General features: G+C 53.0%; 18 protein-coding genes. 16 read left to right on the forward strand and 2 right to left on the reverse strand.

All coding sequences use genetic code 11. The annotated features are described in order from the left end of the window. Positions 1-36: 36 nt before the first annotated feature. Entirely contained in the window at positions 37-984 is a 948-nt protein-coding gene (locus NSU18_RS00670; protein ID WP_341147941.1) for a hypothetical protein, read from the reverse strand. Between the two features lie 280 nt (positions 985-1,264). Between NSU18_RS00670 and NSU18_RS00675 the strand changes: the two genes are divergently transcribed. The 11 genes from NSU18_RS00675 (at position 1,265) to NSU18_RS00725 (ending at position 11,105) form a co-directional block, all read left to right on the forward strand. Continuing rightward, positions 1,265-1,558 carry a hypothetical protein gene (locus NSU18_RS00675; RefSeq protein ID WP_341022732.1) on the forward strand — a complete coding sequence of 98 codons (294 nt, stop codon included), beginning with the start codon at positions 1,265-1,267 and terminating at the stop codon, positions 1,556-1,558. Between the two features lie 154 nt (positions 1,559-1,712). Beyond that, the gene (rplS, locus tag NSU18_RS00680) at positions 1,713-2,057 is read left to right on the forward strand and encodes a 50S ribosomal protein L19 (protein ID WP_036701215.1); all 345 of its coding nucleotides are present in this window, start codon (positions 1,713-1,715) and stop codon (positions 2,055-2,057) included. Between the two features lie 203 nt (positions 2,058-2,260). Further along, a complete protein-coding gene (lepB, locus tag NSU18_RS00685; RefSeq protein ID WP_036701218.1) occupies positions 2,261-2,881 on the forward strand; it encodes a signal peptidase I in 621 nt (206 codons plus the stop codon). Positions 2,882-2,922: 41 nt separating this feature from the next. After that, complete coding sequence (gene ylqF / locus NSU18_RS00690) at positions 2,923-3,786, forward strand: ribosome biogenesis GTPase YlqF (protein ID WP_341147942.1); 864 nt, start codon at positions 2,923-2,925, stop codon at positions 3,784-3,786. Between the two features lie 488 nt (positions 3,787-4,274). Further along, positions 4,275-4,907 carry a ribonuclease HII gene (locus tag NSU18_RS00695; RefSeq protein ID WP_341147943.1) on the forward strand — a complete coding sequence of 211 codons (633 nt, stop codon included), beginning with the start codon at positions 4,275-4,277 and terminating at the stop codon, positions 4,905-4,907. 98 nt (positions 4,908-5,005) lie between these two features. Beyond that, positions 5,006-7,423 (forward strand): hypothetical protein, encoded by a 2,418-nt coding sequence (locus tag NSU18_RS00700; protein WP_341147944.1) that lies wholly within the window; start codon positions 5,006-5,008, stop codon positions 7,421-7,423. Continuing rightward, positions 7,420-7,722, forward strand: a complete 303-nt coding sequence (locus tag NSU18_RS00705) for an EscU/YscU/HrcU family type III secretion system export apparatus switch protein (RefSeq protein WP_036692460.1) — start codon at positions 7,420-7,422, stop codon at positions 7,720-7,722. Before NSU18_RS00700 ends, NSU18_RS00705 begins: the two co-directional genes overlap by 4 nt. Then, the gene (locus NSU18_RS00710) at positions 7,719-8,105 is read left to right on the forward strand and encodes a YraN family protein (protein ID WP_341147945.1); all 387 of its coding nucleotides are present in this window, start codon (positions 7,719-7,721) and stop codon (positions 8,103-8,105) included. Before NSU18_RS00705 ends, NSU18_RS00710 begins: the two co-directional genes overlap by 4 nt. Positions 8,106-8,436: 331 nt before the next feature. Then, positions 8,437-8,655: a hypothetical protein gene (locus tag NSU18_RS00715; RefSeq protein WP_341147946.1), complete on the forward strand. Its 219-nt coding sequence runs from the start codon at positions 8,437-8,439 to the stop codon at positions 8,653-8,655. A 34-nt stretch (positions 8,656-8,689) separates the two neighbouring features. After that, on the forward strand, positions 8,690-9,199 hold the full coding sequence (locus tag NSU18_RS00720; protein WP_341022717.1) for a phosphoesterase: 510 nt from the start codon (positions 8,690-8,692) through the stop codon (positions 9,197-9,199). Positions 9,200-9,407: 208 nt separating this feature from the next. Continuing rightward, on the forward strand, positions 9,408-11,105 hold the full coding sequence (locus NSU18_RS00725; protein WP_341147947.1) for a YifB family Mg chelatase-like AAA ATPase: 1,698 nt from the start codon (positions 9,408-9,410) through the stop codon (positions 11,103-11,105). A gap of 102 nt (positions 11,106-11,207) precedes the next feature. Here the strand turns inward: NSU18_RS00725 and NSU18_RS00730 are convergent, their stop codons facing one another. Next, on the reverse strand, positions 11,208-11,636 hold the full coding sequence (locus tag NSU18_RS00730; RefSeq protein ID WP_036692467.1) for an organic hydroperoxide resistance protein: 429 nt from the start codon (positions 11,634-11,636) through the stop codon (positions 11,208-11,210). A 147-nt stretch (positions 11,637-11,783) separates the two neighbouring features. On the opposite strand from NSU18_RS00730, the gene NSU18_RS00735 reads away from it, so the two are divergent. The 5 genes from NSU18_RS00735 (at position 11,784) to topA (ending at position 18,340) form a co-directional block, all read left to right on the forward strand. Further along, the gene (locus NSU18_RS00735) at positions 11,784-12,254 is read left to right on the forward strand and encodes a MarR family winged helix-turn-helix transcriptional regulator (RefSeq protein WP_341022710.1); all 471 of its coding nucleotides are present in this window, start codon (positions 11,784-11,786) and stop codon (positions 12,252-12,254) included. A gap of 413 nt (positions 12,255-12,667) precedes the next feature. Next, positions 12,668-13,825 carry an ADP-forming succinate--CoA ligase subunit beta gene (gene sucC, locus NSU18_RS00740; protein WP_036724647.1) on the forward strand — a complete coding sequence of 386 codons (1,158 nt, stop codon included), beginning with the start codon at positions 12,668-12,670 and terminating at the stop codon, positions 13,823-13,825. A 66-nt stretch (positions 13,826-13,891) separates the two neighbouring features. Beyond that, complete coding sequence (gene sucD / locus NSU18_RS00745; RefSeq protein WP_341022709.1) at positions 13,892-14,821, forward strand: succinate--CoA ligase subunit alpha; 930 nt, start codon at positions 13,892-13,894, stop codon at positions 14,819-14,821. A gap of 205 nt (positions 14,822-15,026) precedes the next feature. Continuing rightward, the gene (gene dprA, locus NSU18_RS00750; RefSeq protein ID WP_341022707.1) at positions 15,027-16,145 is read left to right on the forward strand and encodes a DNA-processing protein DprA; all 1,119 of its coding nucleotides are present in this window, start codon (positions 15,027-15,029) and stop codon (positions 16,143-16,145) included. Positions 16,146-16,243: 98 nt separating this feature from the next. Continuing rightward, positions 16,244-18,340, forward strand: coding sequence for a type I DNA topoisomerase (gene topA, locus NSU18_RS00755; protein ID WP_341147948.1), 2,097 nt, complete (start codon positions 16,244-16,246; stop codon positions 18,338-18,340). Position 18,341 lies beyond the last annotated feature (1 nt).

An 18,341-nucleotide genomic window follows, 5' to 3' on the forward strand; every position in this document is an offset into this window, starting at 1 on the left:
CAGGAAGGCCCACTTTTGGCGTAATGACAGGTTGATTTAGTTAACGGATATGGCTCCGATCTGCGTGGTTAACGATACCAGCGGACCGCCGCCGTTATAATCCTTTGATGTACCGTTGTCGGTGCCGGAGATATGGCCGAGTTCGCTGCGGGCTTTGACCGTACATGCGGTTGATGCTGACAGATCGGCGGAGATTCTTCCGATATCGCTCTTAGCCTTGAGGCTGCTGCCCTTTGTCATGCTGGATACTCCAAGCTCAATACTTCCCGTATTTGACTCTACACTGGACTTGCCTGTGAACACGGTGTCTTGCAGGATGATGCTGCCCACATTGCTGTTAATCTCAAAAGTCCCCTCTAGCCCGCGGAGCTGAACAGTGCCTACATTATTATCAATCTCAAACCGGTCAACGGTCTCTGGAATCCCGATTACATAATTAATGCTGAAGTTGGAATCACCGTACTCATGCTGCGCCCATTCCCAGAGGTCCTTCTTCGCATTGCCTTCACCATGAGCAGAGACGATTAGAGCGTCTCCTTTGTGTTCGATAGAAACTTCCGTATGATCCAGCACGCCGGATACCAGCTTGTGGCCTGTCTGCTCATGCACGATGACGGTGGCCTGGACAGTTATCTCATCACCTGAAGCTGGCACTACTTCCACTTCACCCACTGCATTGTCCAGCTTAAGCACGGAAGCCGAAGCAATAGGCAGGGAGGTGGAGAATTCCCGGCTAATTCCGCTAGTGTTCATTTGATCTTCAATCATGCCTGTTATGTTCTGGGTCGCGTCACCTACAGCAGCACTGGCATCGCTGAGACTCTGCTTCACGGCTTCGGCTGCCTCTTGTGTGAAGCTGCCGGAGATCGTCTGCTCCAATTGATTATCCGCCGCTTCCTTGCCGGGAAGCTCCCGGCAGCTGGTAAGTGCAATAGAAAATACGGCCATGGCTGCAATAATTGCTGTACTGTGATGTTTCTTCATTTTATATAGGCCCTCCTAAAGGCATGATTATTTGCTTATGTATACTGGGTATTATATATTATGGGAAAACACTGGATAACAGCCTGGCGGCGGGTTGTTCTACTAGACTATAGTCCAGTAAGCGTTCGGCTACATTTCAATCCTGCATTATGGTACACTTGCGTTAGATGAAGGACCGGAAGAATGAAATGTGACAGCTGGAGGGCCGGTACGGAAGCAGACCCGGGAGACGGTCTGTTTACTATTTTGACTGAATAAGTCAGAGGGGCGGATGAGCCAAATGCAGTATGCAGCATTCCTGATCGTTGTGTTGGTGGGCGCAGTTGTCTATACCGTGTACCGCAGCCGGATGAGCCAAGAACAGTCTGAAGCGCCGAAGCAGGGGAAGGCGAGTAACGTAATTTCTATGGAAGGGCACCGTAAGGCCAAGCAGAATGCTGCGGATCAGCAGTGCTCCTCCTGCAAGAAGAAGAACGGCAAGCTGATCTTTTATGCCCAGGATGACGGAAGTGTGGTCGGACTCTGCAAGGATTGTAAGGTGAAGGCGAAGAAACGGGATATGCTGCCGCTTTAATTCTATAAACTAAAAATAACTATTGCAGACGCCTATTGTTTGTGATAAAATTACTTCTGTTGTGTGGAATACGGTGGTCCTCTGCGGATAATGAGGGAGAGCAATGGCTCTCCGGAAGAGGCAAGAACACCTGTACGGAAGGAGGAAGTCCTTAATGAATATCCTACAAGCAATTACACAAGAGCAACTTCGTAAAGATATCCCGAGTTTTCGCCCGGGTGACACTTTGAAGGTGCATGTAAAAGTTATCGAAGGAACTCGTGAGCGTATCCAGTTGTTCGAAGGCGTTGTAATCAAACGTCGCGGCGGCGGTATCGGTGAGACTTTTACGGTTCGTAAAATCTCTTATGGTGTTGGTGTGGAAAGAACATTCCCAGTCAACTCCCCTAAACTCGAGAAAATCGAAGTGGCTCGCCGCGGTAAAGTTCGTCGTGCGAAGCTGTACTATCTTCGTGACCTGCGCGGTAAAGCTGCAAGAATTAAAGAAATTCGTCGCTAGAATAGTGACAAAGGAAAGGGGCTTGAATTCAAGCCCCTTTCGTTTATTTCTTGTAATTAAAGAATCGGGTTTTCAGACATATGTGCCTTAGGAACAGCTTCTCCGAAAAGGCCTCCTGAAGGAGTAATCGCGGGGGAGTTTTTGGCAGGAGCTTTTTTGTATTGTATAGTGGAGATAACAATTATTGGAGAGGACGGTGAACTATGCAGCAGGATTTGCAGCAAGGGCAAGGCGAAGTGATTGATTCTAACGGCCAGAGCCCCCGGAAGCCAAAGAATGAAGTCCTGGAATGGATTAAAGCGATAGCGATTGCATTGGTTCTGGTTATTCTAATACGCTGGCTTTTGTTCAAACCGTTTATCGTAGACGGCCCTTCCATGAAGCCTAACTTCCATACCGGCGAACGAGTGATTGTTAACGAAATTCTCTACGATATCCGCAAGCCGGAGCGCGGGGAAGTCATTGTGTTCCATGTGCCCTCAGAGGGCCGGGATTTCATTAAGCGTGTCATTGGTGTGGCGGGCGATACAGTCACGGTTGAAGGGGATGTCGTTACAGTGAACGGAGAGCCTGTGAACGAAACGTATATCCAGGGCGCGATTGATGATGCGCATAATAACAACATTTTGTACAACAATAAGAACTTCCCGAATGAGCAGTTTACGGACAATAAGGTGCCGGAAGGCCATGTATTCGTAATGGGGGATAACCGCTCTGACAGTACGGACAGCCGGATGATCGGTTATGTGCCGCTGGGGGATATTGTCGGCCGTGCAGACCTTATTTTCTGGCCGGTGAAGAATATCTCATTAATAAATCATTAATTCATTTATGAAGCTGACAGAAGTCAAAGGAGGTGACGGCATTGGCCATTCAATGGTTTCCTGGTCATATGACGAGGGCTAGACGACAAATCGAGGATAAGCTGAAGCTGATTGATGTTGCGATAGAACTGCTTGATTCCCGTCTGCCGATTTCGAGCCGCAATCCGATGATTGACGATATTTTGCGGGACAAGCCAAGACTGATTATTCTAAATAAAGCAGATCTGGCCGATCCGGAAGTTACGCGCAAGTGGCTGGCTTATTTCAAGGAGCAGGGGCATGTTGCCTATCCGGTAGATGCTTCTACTGGCACTGGGATTAAAGAGATTCCGGAGCAGGTGAAGCTGCTGCTGAAGGACAAGATCGACCGGCAAATTGCCAAGGGCATGAATCCGCGTGCGATGCGGGCACTGATTGTGGGCATTCCCAACGTAGGCAAATCGACTCTCATTAACCGGATGGCTGGAAAAAGTATTGCGATTACCGGTGACCGTCCGGGGGTTACCAAGGGCCAGCAGTGGATAAAGACCGGCGGCAGTCTGGAGCTATTGGATACGCCGGGGATTCTCTGGCCGAAGTTCGAGGACCAGACGGTAGGCTATAAGCTGGCAGTAACCGGGGCCATTAAGGAAGAAATCCTGAATATCGAGGATATCGCTTATTATGCGCTGAAATATTTGGTGAAGGATTACGGAAGCCGGTTCCAGGAGCGCTTTGATATCAGTAAGCTGCCGGAGGACTTAGAGAACCCGGACGAAATTGTGGCCGTTATGGAAGCGGTCGGACGTAAGCGCGGTTGTCTGATGAGCGGCGGCCGTGTAGACCTGGAGAAGGCTTCACGCGCGCTGCTGCATGAGCTTCGTGCCGGAAAGCTTGGACGCTTCACACTGGAGACACCTGAATAGTAGACTGTAGTATGGAATGGAAGAGCCATCCGTGAATGTGGGGTGGTTCTTTTTTTGCGTGTAGAGGGTTGAGGAAGATAGATCTAGAAGGCGTTAGTGCTGGGTGGTGTGAGAAGGAGCAAACAGATATTGTGAAAGTTGCTGAGAATGGGGGGATGAGAGGGTGCGCGAAGTAATCTTGTAAGAATTACAACTCTTCTCTATTGATATTGAACGGAGTACCAGAAGTGTTGTATGAAATGCAGGAATGCCCTCGTTTTGGCGGCTTGGGGGAGTAGAAATGCTGTTTTTCATACAACTTTTTTGAATTTTCGCAGTATTAATGAAGGGATTGTTGTCTTTAGTGCAGAATTTTAAGAATCGGAGACTGGGAATGGATGGAAGTAAGTGCGAGTTTGAAGCTTTTTTAGAATTCGCATTATGTCATATATTCGTAAGAAGATCATAGATGTAGCTTATTTTATTTTTAGTGGGCAGGTGGAGAGACGATGAGTGAGACAGATATGCTTGGGTATGAAAAAGAAGGCTGGGGACAATCCTTCCGTCACATCGCGGGTGTGGATGAAGTAGGCCGTGGCTGTTTGTTCGGAGATGTAGTGGCTGCAGCTGTAATTTTGCCAATGGGGCTGATTATTGAGGGTGTGGATGATTCTAAAAAGCTGACGGCCAAAAAGCGTGAGGCTCTGTATGAGACCATTATGGAGCAGGCGCTGGCAGTAAGCTTAGGGCATGTAGAGGCGGCTATAATCGATGAAATTAATATTAAACAGGCTTCGCGTTTGGCGATGCGCCTGGCGGTTGAAGGATTAAGCCAGCAGCCGGACTATATGCTGATTGATGCGGAAAAGGTGGACCTGCCCTTGCCGCAGCGCGCCATCATCAAAGGTGATGCCAACAGCCAGTCGATTGCTGCCGCCTCCATTGTAGCCAAGGTGACCCGTGACCGGCTTTGTGAGGGCTTGTGGGAGGAATTATACCCGGATTACGGGATCAAAGTACATAAAGGATATGCTACCAAGCTGCATCGTGAGCAGATCAAGCTACTTGGTGTAACCCCGATGCACCGGCGCAGTTTTATCGGCAATATTCTGGCGGAGCAGGAACAGCTGACTTTATTCTAAAAAAGGATGGCATAGCAGTTTCCAATTGGCGTGTAATCTGGATAATCACAATTGTAGGTGAAATACCGATATAAATAAAAAGAAGGGAGGCGGACAACATGAACATCGGGTCACTGGTTCGCGGTTTGCTTGGCGACAGCAAGGCGGGAGAGGCCAAATCTGTAGAGCTTAAGGAAGGTCAGGTTGTTCGCGGCGTTGTGCTAAGCGTATCCGATTCCGGAAAAGAAGCGGTGGTGCAGATTCAGGGGACGCCGGTACGGGCTGAACTGGAAACACCGCTGGCAGCCGGTCAGACGCTTAACCTGCAGGTGGGGGCACCAGGAGAAGGCGGCTTGCCGGTGCTTAAGCCGGTCTCTCTGGGGGAGGCGGCTATGGTCTCACCACAGAGTATGGGCGAGGCGCTGGAGTCACTTGGACTTGCCAATTCCAAGGCGGGACGGGAGATTGTTCAAGCGATGCAAGCCGGAGGACTCGCCTTCACTAAGGAGACTGCGGCGAAGCTGGATGCTGTAATGAATGCCAAACCTCCCGGTGTCCCTGCCTCAGAATGGCTGGAAGCGGCTGTAATCTCAGTGAAGCGCGGCTTGCCTGTAACGGCGGAGACGGTGAAGGGGCTGCAGCAGGCTGTATTCGGGCCGAAGCTGCATGATTTGCTGGCAAAGCTGGAGACTGCGGTAAACGTCTGGCTGCAGCAAGGTGTGGACGGCGACGGATCAGGTCAAGCTGCGGGGAATAGCAGACTTATGGCAGGGCTGCTGACAGGCGGAGCAAATGCCGGGCTGGCTGGCAATGGAGGGACTGCCGGGGCGAATGCTCAGGCGGGACAGACTGGTAATGCTGGCACCTCTCAGGCATTGGGTGCAAATGGACAAGCTGCATTAGTGCCAGCGGGAGACGCAGAACCGGCAGGAAGCGGGAATGCTGCGGGTGCGCGTGAAGGTACAGGGAGCGTGGCTGGAATGCGTGGCGAAGGCACGGGGAACGTAGCAGGAGCGCGTGGTGAAGGAGCGGGGACTGTAGCTGGAGCGCGTGGCGAAGGTGCGGGGACTGTGGCTGGAGCGCGTGAAGGAGCGGGGAATGTAGCAGGAGCGCGTGGTGAAGGAGCGGGGAATGAAGCAGGAACGCGTGGCGAAGGTGCGGGGAATGTAGCAGGAGCGCGTGGTGAAGGAGCGGGAGCTGTTGCTGGAGCGCGCGAAGGTGCGGGGAATGTAGCAGGAGCGCGTGGTGAAGGAGCGGGAACTGCGGCTGGAGCGCGTGAAGGTGCGGGGAATGTAGCAGGAGCGCGTGGTGAAGGAGCGGGAAGCGTGGCTGGAGCGCGTGAAGGCGCGGGAAATGTAGCAGGAGCGCGTGGTGAAGGAGCGGGAGCTGTTGTTGGAGCGCGCGAAGGTGCGGGGAATGTAGCAGGAGCGCGTGGCGAAGGTGCGGGGAACGCAGCTGGAGTGCGTGAGGGCGCGGGAGCTGTAGCTGGAGCACGCGAAGGTGCGGGGAACGTAGCAGGAGCGCGTGGTGAAGGTGCGGGAAGCGTGGCTGGAGCGCGTGAAGGCGCGGGAAATGTAGCAGGAGCGCGTGGTGAAGGAGCGGGAGCTGTTGCTGGAGCGCGCGAAGGTGCGGGGAATGTAGCAGGAGCGCGTGGCGAAGGTGCGGGGAACGCAGCTGGAGTGCGTGAGGGCGCGGGCGTTGCCGCGCAGGCGCAGAGCGCTGCGGGGCCTGCCCTGCTCGCGAAGCTGCAGGGCGTGCTCTCCGAGCTGCGCGGCGCTCTGCCGCAGCTCGCCGAAGCGCCGCCCGCCTCCGGCGCGGCGGGCGGCAGTGCAGCCCCTGCGGCGGCGCAGCCGCAGGGGGAATCCGCCGCCACCCAGGGGATTGACCCCTGGGTGGGGCGGATCTTGAAGCTGCTCGGTGCGGAGCACGAGCAGCAGCTCCTGCGCAGCGGCGGGGCGCATACCGCCGCTGCGCAGGCAGCGTCCGGCGGCGCGGAAGATGCCGCCGGTACGCTCAAGGGCGTGCTGCTGCAGGTACTGGGCAGCAGCGAGGCCCCGCCCGCGGTCAAGGAAGCCGCGGGCCAGCTGGTGCAGCAGCTGACGGGCCAGCAGCTGCTGCTGAATACAGACCGCACCGCGCCGTTCGCGCAGGTGACGATGTTCCTGCCGCTGCACGGACCGGATGGCCGGGAGACGGCCTCCGTCCAGATCCAGTCGCGGCGCGGCAGCAAAGGAGAGCTCGACGCGGCGAATTGCCGCTTGTGGTTCGATCTGGACATGAAGCAGCTCGGCCAGACGATGATCGATGTGCAGGTGGTGGACCGCATCGTCAGCCTGAAGCTGCATAACGATGAACCTTGGGTACTGGAGCTGCTGGAGGGCCGCCGCGAAGAGATGAAGGCGGCGGTCGAAGGGATAGGCTATCAGCTGTCCAGCCTGCGCACGGAGGCATTGCCGGAGCGGAGCGTGGCCGCTGCTGCGGTGAAGCCGTCCGATTATGCTCCGCAGGAGTACAAAGGAGTAGATTACCGCATATGAGTGAGTCTGAACAGAAGGTTCCTCAGAATCTCAAGAAGGCAGTGGCGCTCAAATATATTCCGGGCCAGAGCGAAGCGCCGGTGGTTGTTGCTAAGGGGCAAGGCTCGGTTGCGGACATCATCCTGCAAAAGGCAAAGGAAAACGGAGTAGCGGTCCAGGAGGATGCTGCGCTGGTAGAGGTGCTGTCGAAGCTCGATCTCGACCAGCAGATTCCGCCTCAGCTCTACCAACTGGTGGCTGAGATTCTCAGCTATGTATACCAGAGTGACCGGACAGCCGGGGAACGGAGACAGAAGTGAGCCTTAACGGGGACGGCAGAACCTACACCCGCCAGGAAAAAGGCGCTGCTGCCGAGCAGGCGGCCCGAATGTATCTGACTTCACGGGGCTACCACATCCGGGAGTATAACTGGCGCTGCCGGAGCGGAGAACTGGATATTGTCGCGGAGTATGAAGGCGCTCTGGTCTTCATTGAGGTGCGCAGCCGGAGCGGATCAACTGTACAAGGCACTGCGGAGGAGTCGGTCGATGCGCGCAAAATCCGTCAGGTGAGAGAGACGGCCCTGGTGTACCTGCACATGCAGGGACTCCAGCCGGCTGCAATTGCATTCGATGTGATTGCTGTACAGCTTCAGCCGGATTTAAGCATCGCCTCTCTGCGGCATCTCCGGGAAGCCTTTTAGTGGTTTCTGTTTTGCGAAAAACGGGTAGAATTTAACAATTATCCTTGACAGATGCCGGACTTCATGGGTCATTTCTCAAAAGAAGTGGGTAAACATTAGTGTAACTTTTAATGCCACCATGAGGAGGGCTGCCGGAATGAGGAATCAACCAATGAATATACAAGTAAGCTTTACTTGCCAAAATTGTGAGCATAATATAGTAGCGGAACTTGGCGCAGAGCCCTTATCCGTTGTATGCTGCAGTAATTGTAATAAGACATTTACCGTTATGCGGCCTGCAATAGCGGAAGAGATATTGATTGACTGGGAGAATGAAGCGTTATTCCACAAGATGCGTGCTGAGAAAACCCAAGACAGCAACAGCAGTCTCTTGTCACTGGTCATCAATGTGATCGAGCTGTTGACCTGGCGCGACAAGGGCAACGGACAAGTGGAGGCCATTAAGGAAATGCGCAAATGGCTGATCGAGCATGAGGAAGCGCCGCCGGTGGCGGAATTAATACAAATGGATGTGAACCGGCGAGCAGCCAAGCGGAAGTGGAATGATTAAGGAATAAAGCACTTAGCGAAAGCGGGGAACGGTCTTGTCCAAAGTATTTTTCACCTCAGATCATCATTTTGGCCACAAGCTGATCATTGATTTTGAATCGCGGCCTTTTAGCAGTGCGGAAGAGATGGACAAGGTGATGATTGCGAACTGGAATGCTGTGGTAGGCAAGGAGGATACGGTTTTTCATCTTGGAGACTTTTCCTTCAGGAATCAAGAGGATACCTTGAGCATTGTGGCTGCCCTGAACGGGTACAAAATTCTGATACTTGGCAATCATGACCGTGGACGCGGACGGGGCTGGTGGCTGGAAGCCGGGTTTGATGAGGTCAGTGAGTATCCGCTGATATACAAGGAGTTTTTTCTGCTCTCGCATGAGCCAATGTATATGAACAAGCATATGCCTTACGTGAATGTGCACGGACATATTCATGGACAGAAATATGAAGGCAATCATCATTTTAATATTTGTGTGGAGCATTGGAATTACACTCCGTTGTCCTTTGAACAGATCAGGGATTCAGTGGTAGCCAGTGAAGAAGGCTAAAAAATGATTCTTTGGTCATGGTTGCATGATTATGCAAGATGATTGAATTCTGAATTTTGTGCAGCATTTTATGCGCAATAACCTTGCATGTTGTGTAGGGTTGTGGGTATACTGAGTGTAATTGAGCTTACGGAAAAAGAGGAAGCACCTTTTTTCCTGGAAATGAACACCCGCTGCGGGTGTATTTCTGGAGAAGAGGTGCTTATTTGTGTATGGAAAAATGCATAGCGCATGCCTGTATGGCATTGAAGGTGTAATGATTGGAGTGGAGGTGGATCTGGCTAACGGCTTGCCGCAGACCCATATTATCGGTCTGCCGGATTCGGCAGTCAGGGAAGCGGTAGAACGGGTACGGGCCGCCGTTAAAAATTGCGGGTACAGCTATCCCCAGCAGCGGGTGACGATTAATCTGGCCCCGGCCGATCTGCGCAAGGAGGGCTCTGCGTTTGATCTGGCAATTGCCCTCGGGATACTGACGACAAGCGGCCAACTTGTCATGCCGGAAGCCGGACAGATGCTGCTGATTGGTGAGCTTGCGCTCGACGGAAGTCTACGGCCGGTAAATGGGGTATTATCCATGGCCCAGGCTGCGCGGCAGGCCGGAATTCATGCTGTTCTGGTGCCGCCCGGCAATGCGGCTGAAGCTGCCTTAATCGCGGGAATGAAGGTATACACTGCCGGACATTTGCGGGAGCTGCCTCAGCCGGGGCAGCTTCCTCCGCCGACTCCGGTTGAATGGTCTGAAGCAGCCGGATCAGACTCGCCCTTGCCGCAGGCTGATTTGCCGTTTCCGGTATCTGTATCTGTGAGTACTGAAGCATCTTCCAGGAAGCGTCCGCCTGTTCTGGCGTTGTCCCTGGATCATTTGAGATATCATACTGAGCCAGTGGAGAATATTCCCTCCCCGCTCGGGGGGGAGCAGTTCTTCAACGAAGATTACAGCGATGTTATCGGGCAAAATCATGTGAAGCGGGCGCTTACGATTGCGGCTGCGGGGATGCACAATATTATTCTGATCGGCCCTCCAGGCACCGGGAAGAGCATGCTGATTAAGCGGTTACCCGGAATTCTTCCCGAGCTTAATGATCAAGAATCACTTGAGGTGATGAAGATATTCAGTGCTGCCGGGAAGCTTAGAGACGGCGGAGGCGGCTTGCTGCGCGAGCGCCCGTTTCGTTCCCCGCATCATACGATCTCGGCGGCCGGATTGATCGGCGGGGGCGGAATTCCGAAGCCTGGGGAAGTTAGCCTTGCTCACCGCGGCATTCTCTTCCTGGACGAGCTGCCCGAGTTCTCCCGGACTGTGCTTGAAGTGCTCCGCCAGCCGCTGGAGGACGGGATTGTCACCATCAGCCGGGCGAGGGCATCCTTCACCTTCCCTGCCCAGTTCCTGCTTGCCTGCTCCATGAATCCGTGCATGTGCGGATTTCTTGGCAGCGGCAGTGCAGAGCAGCGGTGCAGCTGCAGTCCGGCCAAAATCGCCCAGTACCGGGGCAAAATCTCGGGCCCGCTGCTGGACCGGATGGATATGCAGGTCGATGTGCCGCGCCCAAGGGAAGGAGACAGGAATGTGCCTCCGGTCACGACGGCACAGATGCGTTCTGAGGTACTGCGGGCTCAGACCATTCAGTCGGAGCGATATAAGACTCTGCCGATTTCCTGGAACAGCGAGCTGTCCGGGGCGGCGCTTCGCCGTTATGCTGTGCTGCGGCCGGAAGAGGAGCTGCTGCTCAGCAGTATTCTGGAGAGTCTTGGACTCAGTATGCGGGCGCATGACCGGATTATTAAGCTGGCCCGCACGATTGCCGATCTGGAAGGAACGGAGGAGATTGGCGCTGCCCATCTGGCCGAAGCAGTACAATACCGCAATCTGGACAGGCAGGTCATGGTGGAGGAGGAAGCCTGAAACACCAAAACCCCCGTCCGGGGCCGCCGGACAGGGGGATGCTGAAACGGTATCGGCATGTGTTAGGGGTGATAGAACCGTTTTAACATATTGAAGTTATTCTTACAGCACGTTCAGTTCAACTTCGATATTGCCGCGCGTCGCGCGGGAGTAAGGACATGCGCCATGAGCCGCTTCTACCAGCTGTTTGGCGGTCTCACGGTCAACACCCTTGACCAGAACATCCATCTTCACAGCAATGCCGAACCCGCCGTCTTCCACTTTACCGAAGCTGACAGTAGCGGTTACTTCAGAGCCTTCGATCTTCACCTTGCCCATACGTGCCACCATGTTCAGCGCGCTGTCGAAGCAAGCGGAATATCCGGCTGCGAACAGCTGCTCAGGATTCGTGCCTTCACCGCCGGCGCCGCCCATTTCTCGTGGTGTGCTGATCGCAAGGTTCAGCTTAGGGCTGTCGGATTCGATAGAACCCTGTCTGCCGCCTACGGCTTTTACTGTTGTTTCGTACATTTTCTGTTGGATGGTCATCATATAAATCGCTCCCGTTCGTTTTCATAATGTATTGTACACAACTTAATTTAACACAATTAAAATAAAAGTCAATCTATTTTCCGCTATTAACATGATATTATGTATGAATTGTGATAAACTAATGTCACAAAGGCAGGTGAAGAAGAAATGCAAAAAGAACCCACTACAACCCCTGAGCTTATGCTGGAGAACCAGCTCTGCTTTACGATTTATGCCTGTTCGCGTGAATTTACTAAGCTATACCAGCCTCATCTGGATAAGATCGGATTAACGTATTCGCAGTATCTGGTTATGCTGGTCCTGTGGGAGAGACAGCAATGTACAGTCAAGGAGCTGGGTGAAGCTCTGTTCCTCGATTCAGGCACGCTGACTCCGCTGCTCAAGCGTCTGCAGGCTGCAGGACTAATTTTGCGTGAACGTTCTTTGCAGGATGAGCGGAAGGTGCTTATTTCATTAACGCCCCAAGGCTTGGCGCTGCAGCAGGATGCAATGGGCATTCCCGGCAAAATGGTAGAAGGCACGATGCTCTCCCCGGTAGAGTTCATAGATTTGCTGGGACAATTCAAAAATCTCCTGAACCGGGTGCATGAAGCAAATATTAGCAATTCGAAATCGTAGTCTCGCTCCCATATAAGAATATAGGTTTCGCCGTCCTGAATAAGGGCGGTTAAGCCGTTTAAGCATGGATGTCAATGCAATCGTTCGCATTCCGGCATGAAACCAAGCGAAAATGTATGTATAAATAGTGAAAGTTTTTAAGGAAAGCGTTTTTAAAACATGTTACAATATTCTGGGTTTCACATTCTGGCATATAGGTAATTATAGATATCACCTTGTGATAGGAACTATATGCTACTGGCAGAGAACTGTACCTTTTGCAGCATATGCTTCTGGTGCCAGCGCTCTGCTTGTACCGGGATATTGCCGGTTAACAACCGGTCTGGCCCGGCTTTGGACAATCAAAACGGAATGCGGAATGACCGCAGGCTGCCTGCTACACGGTCACCGCAACACTTTAGGAGGCTTCCGGAATGAATATCCACGAGTATCAGGGAAAAGAAGTACTTAAGAAGTATGGCGTAGCCGTACCGAACGGAAAAGTTGCTTATACAGTGGACGAAGCAGTGGAAGCTGCCGCAGCGCTGGGTACACCTGTGGTTGTAGTCAAAGCGCAGATTCATGCTGGCGGTCGCGGCAAAGCCGGCGGCGTTAAGGTGGCGAAGAACAGTGATGAGGTTCGCGCGTATGCGTCCGAGATCCTCGGCAAGACACTGGTGACCCATCAGACGGGACCCGAAGGCAAGGTAGTGAAGCGGCTGCTGATTGAAGAGGGCTGTCAGATTGTCAAAGAATATTATATCGGTCTGGTTGTGGACCGCGCTTCCGGACGGGTCGTCATGATGGCATCCGAAGAGGGCGGTACGGAGATTGAAGAGGTGGCGGCGACACATCCCGAGAAGATTTTCAAGGAAATCGTTGATCCGGCGGTGGGGCTTCAGACCTTCCAGGCGCGTAAGCTGGCTTACAGTATCGCTATTCCTCCCGAATTGGTGAACAAAGCGGTCAAGTTTATGCAAGCGCTATATCTGGCTTTTGTGGATAAAGATTGCTCGATTGCGGAGATCAACCCGCTGGTCGTTACTGCTGACGGTAATGTCATGGCGCTTGATGCCAAGCTTAACTTCGATTCCAACAGTCTGTTCCGCCACAAGGATATCCTGGAGCTGCGTGATCTGGACGAAGAGGATGCCAAAGAAATCGAAGCGTCCAAATTCGACCTCAGCTACATCGCACTGGACGGCAACATCGGCTGTATGGTGAACGGTGCGGGCCTGGCGATGGCAACTATGGATATCATTAAATATTATGGCGGCGAACCGGCCAACTTCCTCGATGTAGGGGGCGGTGCGACGACTGAGAAGGTAACAGAAGCCTTCAAAATCATCCTGTCCGATGACAAGGTGAACGGTATCTTTGTTAATATTTTTGGCGGCATTATGCGTTGTGATGTCATCGCCACCGGTGTAGTCGAAGCGGCAAGACAGCTTGGCTTAACCAAGCCGCTGGTCGTACGTCTTGAGGGCACGAATGTGGCACTGGGTAAGGAGATTCTCGCCGGCTCCGGACTGAATATCGTCGCTGCAGATTCCATGGCGGACGGTGCCCGCAAAATCGTTGCTCTTGTGTAATCATAGCTGCCTTTGTGGGGAGCCAGTCTCGTATTCGACAATATAAGTGAGGATGTGACCTATCGCATGAGCATTCTTGTAGATAAAAATACGAAAGTCATCACCCAGGGAATTACCGGCGCTACAGGTTTATTTCATACAAAAGGCGCGCTGGACTACGGTACTCAGATGGTTGGGGGTGTAACGCCGGGCAAGGGGGGCACTACGGTTCAGATTACCCTGGAGAACGGCACGGAAAAGAGTCTGCCTGTCTTTGATACGGTTGTTGCCGCCAAAGCAGCCACTGGTGCAACTGCAAGTGTCATTTACGTACCGCCAGCTTTTGCCGCAGATTCGATTATGGAAGCGGTGGACGCGGAGATGGACCTGGTCATTTGTATCACAGAAGGCATTCCGGTGCTTGATATGGTCAAAGTGTCCAGATACATGGAGGGCCGCTCCACGGTGCTGATCGGTCCCAACTGTCCGGGTGTCATCACGCCTGGAGAATGCAAAATCGGCATTATGCCGGGTTATATTCATAAGCCGGGGTATGTCGGTGTAGTCTCCCGAAGCGGAACCTTGACCTATGAGGCTGTACATCAGCTGACGGAGCGCGGAATCGGCCAATCCTCAGCGGTGGGCATCGGAGGCGACCCGGTGAAGGGCTCGGAGTTCATCGACATCCTGAAGCTGTTCAATGAAGATCCGGGCACCAAGGCTGTCATTATGATCGGTGAGATCGGCGGGACGGCAGAGGAAGAAGCTGCGCTGTGGATCAAAGAGAACATGACCAAGCCTGTGGTGGGCTTCATCGGCGGGGTTACGGCACCTCCGGGCAAACGGATGGGCCATGCCGGGGCAATCATTTCAGGCGGTAAAGGGACGGCGAGCGAGAAGATCGCTGTGCTGGAGTCCTGCGGGATTAAGGTAGCCCCAACGCCTGCTGAAATGGGCTCTACCCTTGTCAGTGTGCTTGAGGAACGCGGCATCCTGAATGCCTTCACCACACACTAGAGCGTTTCTGCGCTAGTTGTAATTCGAAATGTTGTGGGGTTATTTTGTCACAGCTTTTCCTGCTGAAGCAGGTATAATAAATATTGAAGGTAAGCAACCTTTTGTCCCGGATGACGCGGATGAAAGGTTGCTTTTTTTGGTTTAAGCCAGGTTTGGTTTAAGACAATAAGGAAGGCTGGCCCTTCCGCACGGGGAGAGAATACATATGGAAATTCGCGAGCTGTTGTTCGGTCTGCATGAGATGGAGGGGATTGGATGGAAAAGTATCGACAAGATCCGCCGGGCGGGTCTTTTGACGAATGCTGTCTTCTCCTGTTCTGCTGAGGAATGGGAGCGGGCTGGAATCAGCAGTGTGATAGCCGCCCGGCTGGCAGCAGACTTTAATGAAGCATGGGTGCTGAAGCGCTGCTCTTTAATGAAAGAAAGCGGTGTAGCGATGGTCACCTTGCTGGACGAACACTATCCTGCACAGCTGCGGGAGACCCCTCAGCCGCCCTGGGTATTGTACTATCGTGGCCGTCTGGAGCTTGCTTCCCGTCCCTCTGTTGCTATGGTTGGGACACGGGTGCCTACCGCTTATGGGCGCAAGGTGGGGGAGATGCTGGCGGGACAGCTAAGTGCAGCCGGTCTTACGGTAGTAAGCGGCTTGGCGAGGGGGATAGACAGTGTCTGTCATGAAGCAGCGCTAGGCGGAGCAGGAGGGACCATCGCTGTGGTGGCAACCGGCCTAAATAAGGTCTATCCTCCAGAGAACCGTGAGCTGGAGCGGCAGATTTCGCGCGAAGGACTGGTTCTTAGCGAATATCCTATCGGAACTCCGAGCCATCCCGGATTATTCCCGCAGCGCAACCGGATTATTGCCGGCCTGTCACTGGGAACACTGGTGGTAGAAGCAGACAGCCGCAGCGGGTCCCTGATCACCGCCGATGCTGCACTTGAAGCAAGCCGGGATGTGTTTGCCGTGCCAGGGCCGCTGACCTCTCCCAAGAGCAGAGGGGCACTCGAGCTGATTAAGCAAGGTGCGAAGCTGGTAACCTGCGCCTCAGATATTGTGGAAGAATACGTATCCTACCTGCCTTCTAAGGGGACTGGAATAGCCTCAGCAGGAGCATTAGAGCAGGAGAGTCCGGCCGATCTGATGGAAAAGAAATTGACAAGTGAGGAGCTGCACCTTTACCATATACTGCATCAAGGGCCGTTTACACTCGATGAGCTGCTGGCGTCAACGAGGTGGGATTTTGGACATTTGCATTCAGTTCTGTTATCTTTAATCATAAAAAAAGCGGTAACACAATTACCGGGTGCAATTTATAAGGTAATTTAATATAGAAGTAACTGTGGTAAGCATGCACTTCCTGGTCGGGCCGGTCCGAGGACGGGTTCAGGAGGTAGCCTGCTTACGAACTTTTGGGAGGAAAACCTATGGCAGATGCGTTGGTTATTGTAGAGTCACCATCAAAAGCGAAAACGATTGGTAAATATCTGGGCAGCAAATATATTGTTAAGGCATCCATGGGGCATATCATAGATTTGCCAAAAAGCCAGATCGGTGTGGATGTGGAGAATCAGTTCAATCCCAAATATATAACGATCCGTGGCAAGGGTTCTATCTTGAAGGAACTTAAGGATGCCAGCAAAAAAGTCAAGAAAGTCTATCTCGCAGCTGACCCGGACCGTGAAGGGGAAGCCATTGCCTGGCATTTGGCAAATGCACTGAATTTGGACAACACTCAGGAATGCCGGGTGGTCTTCAATGAAATTACCAAGCAGGCGGTGAAGGATGCCTTCAAGACGCCGCGCAAGATTAATATGGATCTGGTGAATGCCCAGCAGGCGCGGCGGATTCTGGACCGGCTTGTCGGTTACAAGATTAGTCCTCTATTATGGAAGAAAGTCAAAAAAGGCCTCTCCGCCGGACGTGTACAATCGGTAGCGGTCAAAATTGTAATGGACCGGGAGAATGAAATTTCCGAATTCATTCCTACAGAATACTGGAGCATTACTGCCCGGCTAGCGATTCGGGATTCTGAATTCGAAGCCAAATTTCACCGGCTGAACGGCGAGAAGAAGGAGCTGGGCCAGGAGAGCGATGTGCAGGAAGTGCTGGAAGCGATTAAGAACGCTGCCTTCCAGGTCAAAGAAGTGAAAGAGAAGGAGAGACAGCGTCATCCATCCGCTCCGTTCACGACAAGCTCACTGCAGCAGGAGGCTGCCCGCAAGCTGGGCTTCCGCGCGTCCAAGACGATGTCTGTCGCACAGCAGCTCTATGAGGGAGTCGAGCTGGGCAAGGAAGGCACTGTGGGGTTAATCACTTACATGCGTACGGATTCCACGCGTATATCCACTACGGCCCAGGATGAAGCCAAGGAGCTGATCCAAGCCAAATACGGTGAGAAGTTCATTCCCGAGACGCCGCGCCAATATTCCAAGAAGGCTGCGGGCGCACAGGATGCGCATGAAGCGATCCGTCCGACCTCTGCGCTGCGTGAGCCGGACATGGTCAAGGAATACATGAGCCGTGATCAATTCCGGCTGTATAAGCTGGTCTGGGAGCGTTTTGTGTCCAGTCAGATGTCTTCCGCGCTGCTGGATACGTTGTCGGTAGATATTACAGTCGGAACAGCGATATTCAGAGCGGTAGGGTCCAAGGTCTCGTTCCCGGGCTTCATGAAGGTGTATGTGGAAGGCAATGACGACGGCACAACAGACGAAGAGAAGTTCCTGCCGCAGCTGAAGGCAGGCGATGAGCTGGTGAAGCGCGAGATTGAGCCGAAGCAGCATTTCACACAGCCGCCGCCAAGATATACAGAAGCCCGTCTCGTCAAGACGCTTGAGGAACTGGGCATAGGCCGTCCAAGTACGTATGCGCCGACTCTGGAGACAATCCAGAAGCGCGGGTATGTGGCGATTGAAGAGAAGAAGTTCATGCCGACCGAGCTTGGAGAGCTGATCATAGAGCAAATGGAAGAGTTCTTCCCGGAAATTCTCAATGTGGAATTCACCGCCCATATGGAAGGGGACCTTGACCATGTGGAGGAAGGTGCGGAGGATTGGGTGAAGGTACTGGCCGAGTTCTATGAATCCTTTGAGAAAAGACTCCTATATGCGGAAGAAGAAATGAAGGAAATCGAGATTGAAGATGAAGTCTCTGATGAGCTGTGTGAGAAATGCGGCAAGCCGATGGTCTATAAGCTGGGCCGGTTCGGCAAATTCCTGGCCTGCTCCGGATTTCCGGAATGCCGCAACACCAAGCCAATCATTAAGGATATCGGTGTAAGCTGTCCAAAATGTCATGAAGGCAAGGTAGTGGAGCGGCGCAGCAAGAAGGGGCGTGTCTTCTACGGCTGCGACCAATATCCGGGCTGTGACTTTGTCTCCTGGGATAAGCCGTCAGTGAAGCCGTGTCCGGCTTGCGGCTCCTGGATGATAGAGAAACGCAACAAGCAGGGAACCAAGCTGCAGTGTACTTCATGCGATCATACAGAAGCTGTAATCGAGAACGATGAGTTAGCAGAATAAT

The organism is Paenibacillus sp. FSL H8-0048, assembly GCF_038002825.1.
Classification (GTDB): Bacteria; Bacillota; Bacilli; order Paenibacillales; family Paenibacillaceae; genus Paenibacillus_AQ.

Excerpts from the sequence above, each read along its gene's own strand:
- dprA (WP_341022707.1), top strand. The coding sequence starts at position 15,027 with ATGGAAATTCGCGAGCTGTTGTTCGGTCTGCATGAGATGGAGGGGATT.
- NSU18_RS00670 (WP_341147941.1), bottom strand. The coding sequence starts at position 984 with ATGAAGAAACATCACAGTACAGCAATTATTGCAGCCATGGCCGTATTT.
- NSU18_RS00735 (WP_341022710.1), top strand. The coding sequence starts at position 11,784 with ATGCAAAAAGAACCCACTACAACCCCTGAGCTTATGCTGGAGAACCAG.
- sucC (WP_036724647.1), top strand. The coding sequence starts at position 12,668 with ATGAATATCCACGAGTATCAGGGAAAAGAAGTACTTAAGAAGTATGGC.
- lepB (WP_036701218.1), top strand. The coding sequence starts at position 2,261 with ATGCAGCAGGATTTGCAGCAAGGGCAAGGCGAAGTGATTGATTCTAAC.
- sucD (WP_341022709.1), top strand. The coding sequence starts at position 13,892 with ATGAGCATTCTTGTAGATAAAAATACGAAAGTCATCACCCAGGGAATT.
- NSU18_RS00675 (WP_341022732.1), top strand. The coding sequence starts at position 1,265 with ATGCAGTATGCAGCATTCCTGATCGTTGTGTTGGTGGGCGCAGTTGTC.
- NSU18_RS00705 (WP_036692460.1), top strand. The coding sequence starts at position 7,420 with ATGAGTGAGTCTGAACAGAAGGTTCCTCAGAATCTCAAGAAGGCAGTG.
- NSU18_RS00695 (WP_341147943.1), top strand. The coding sequence starts at position 4,275 with ATGAGTGAGACAGATATGCTTGGGTATGAAAAAGAAGGCTGGGGACAA.
- NSU18_RS00730 (WP_036692467.1), bottom strand. The coding sequence starts at position 11,636 with ATGATGACCATCCAACAGAAAATGTACGAAACAACAGTAAAAGCCGTA.
- NSU18_RS00715 (WP_341147946.1), top strand. The coding sequence starts at position 8,437 with ATGCGTGCTGAGAAAACCCAAGACAGCAACAGCAGTCTCTTGTCACTG.
- NSU18_RS00700 (WP_341147944.1), top strand. The coding sequence starts at position 5,006 with ATGAACATCGGGTCACTGGTTCGCGGTTTGCTTGGCGACAGCAAGGCG.
- rplS (WP_036701215.1), top strand. The coding sequence starts at position 1,713 with ATGAATATCCTACAAGCAATTACACAAGAGCAACTTCGTAAAGATATC.
- topA (WP_341147948.1), top strand. The coding sequence starts at position 16,244 with ATGGCAGATGCGTTGGTTATTGTAGAGTCACCATCAAAAGCGAAAACG.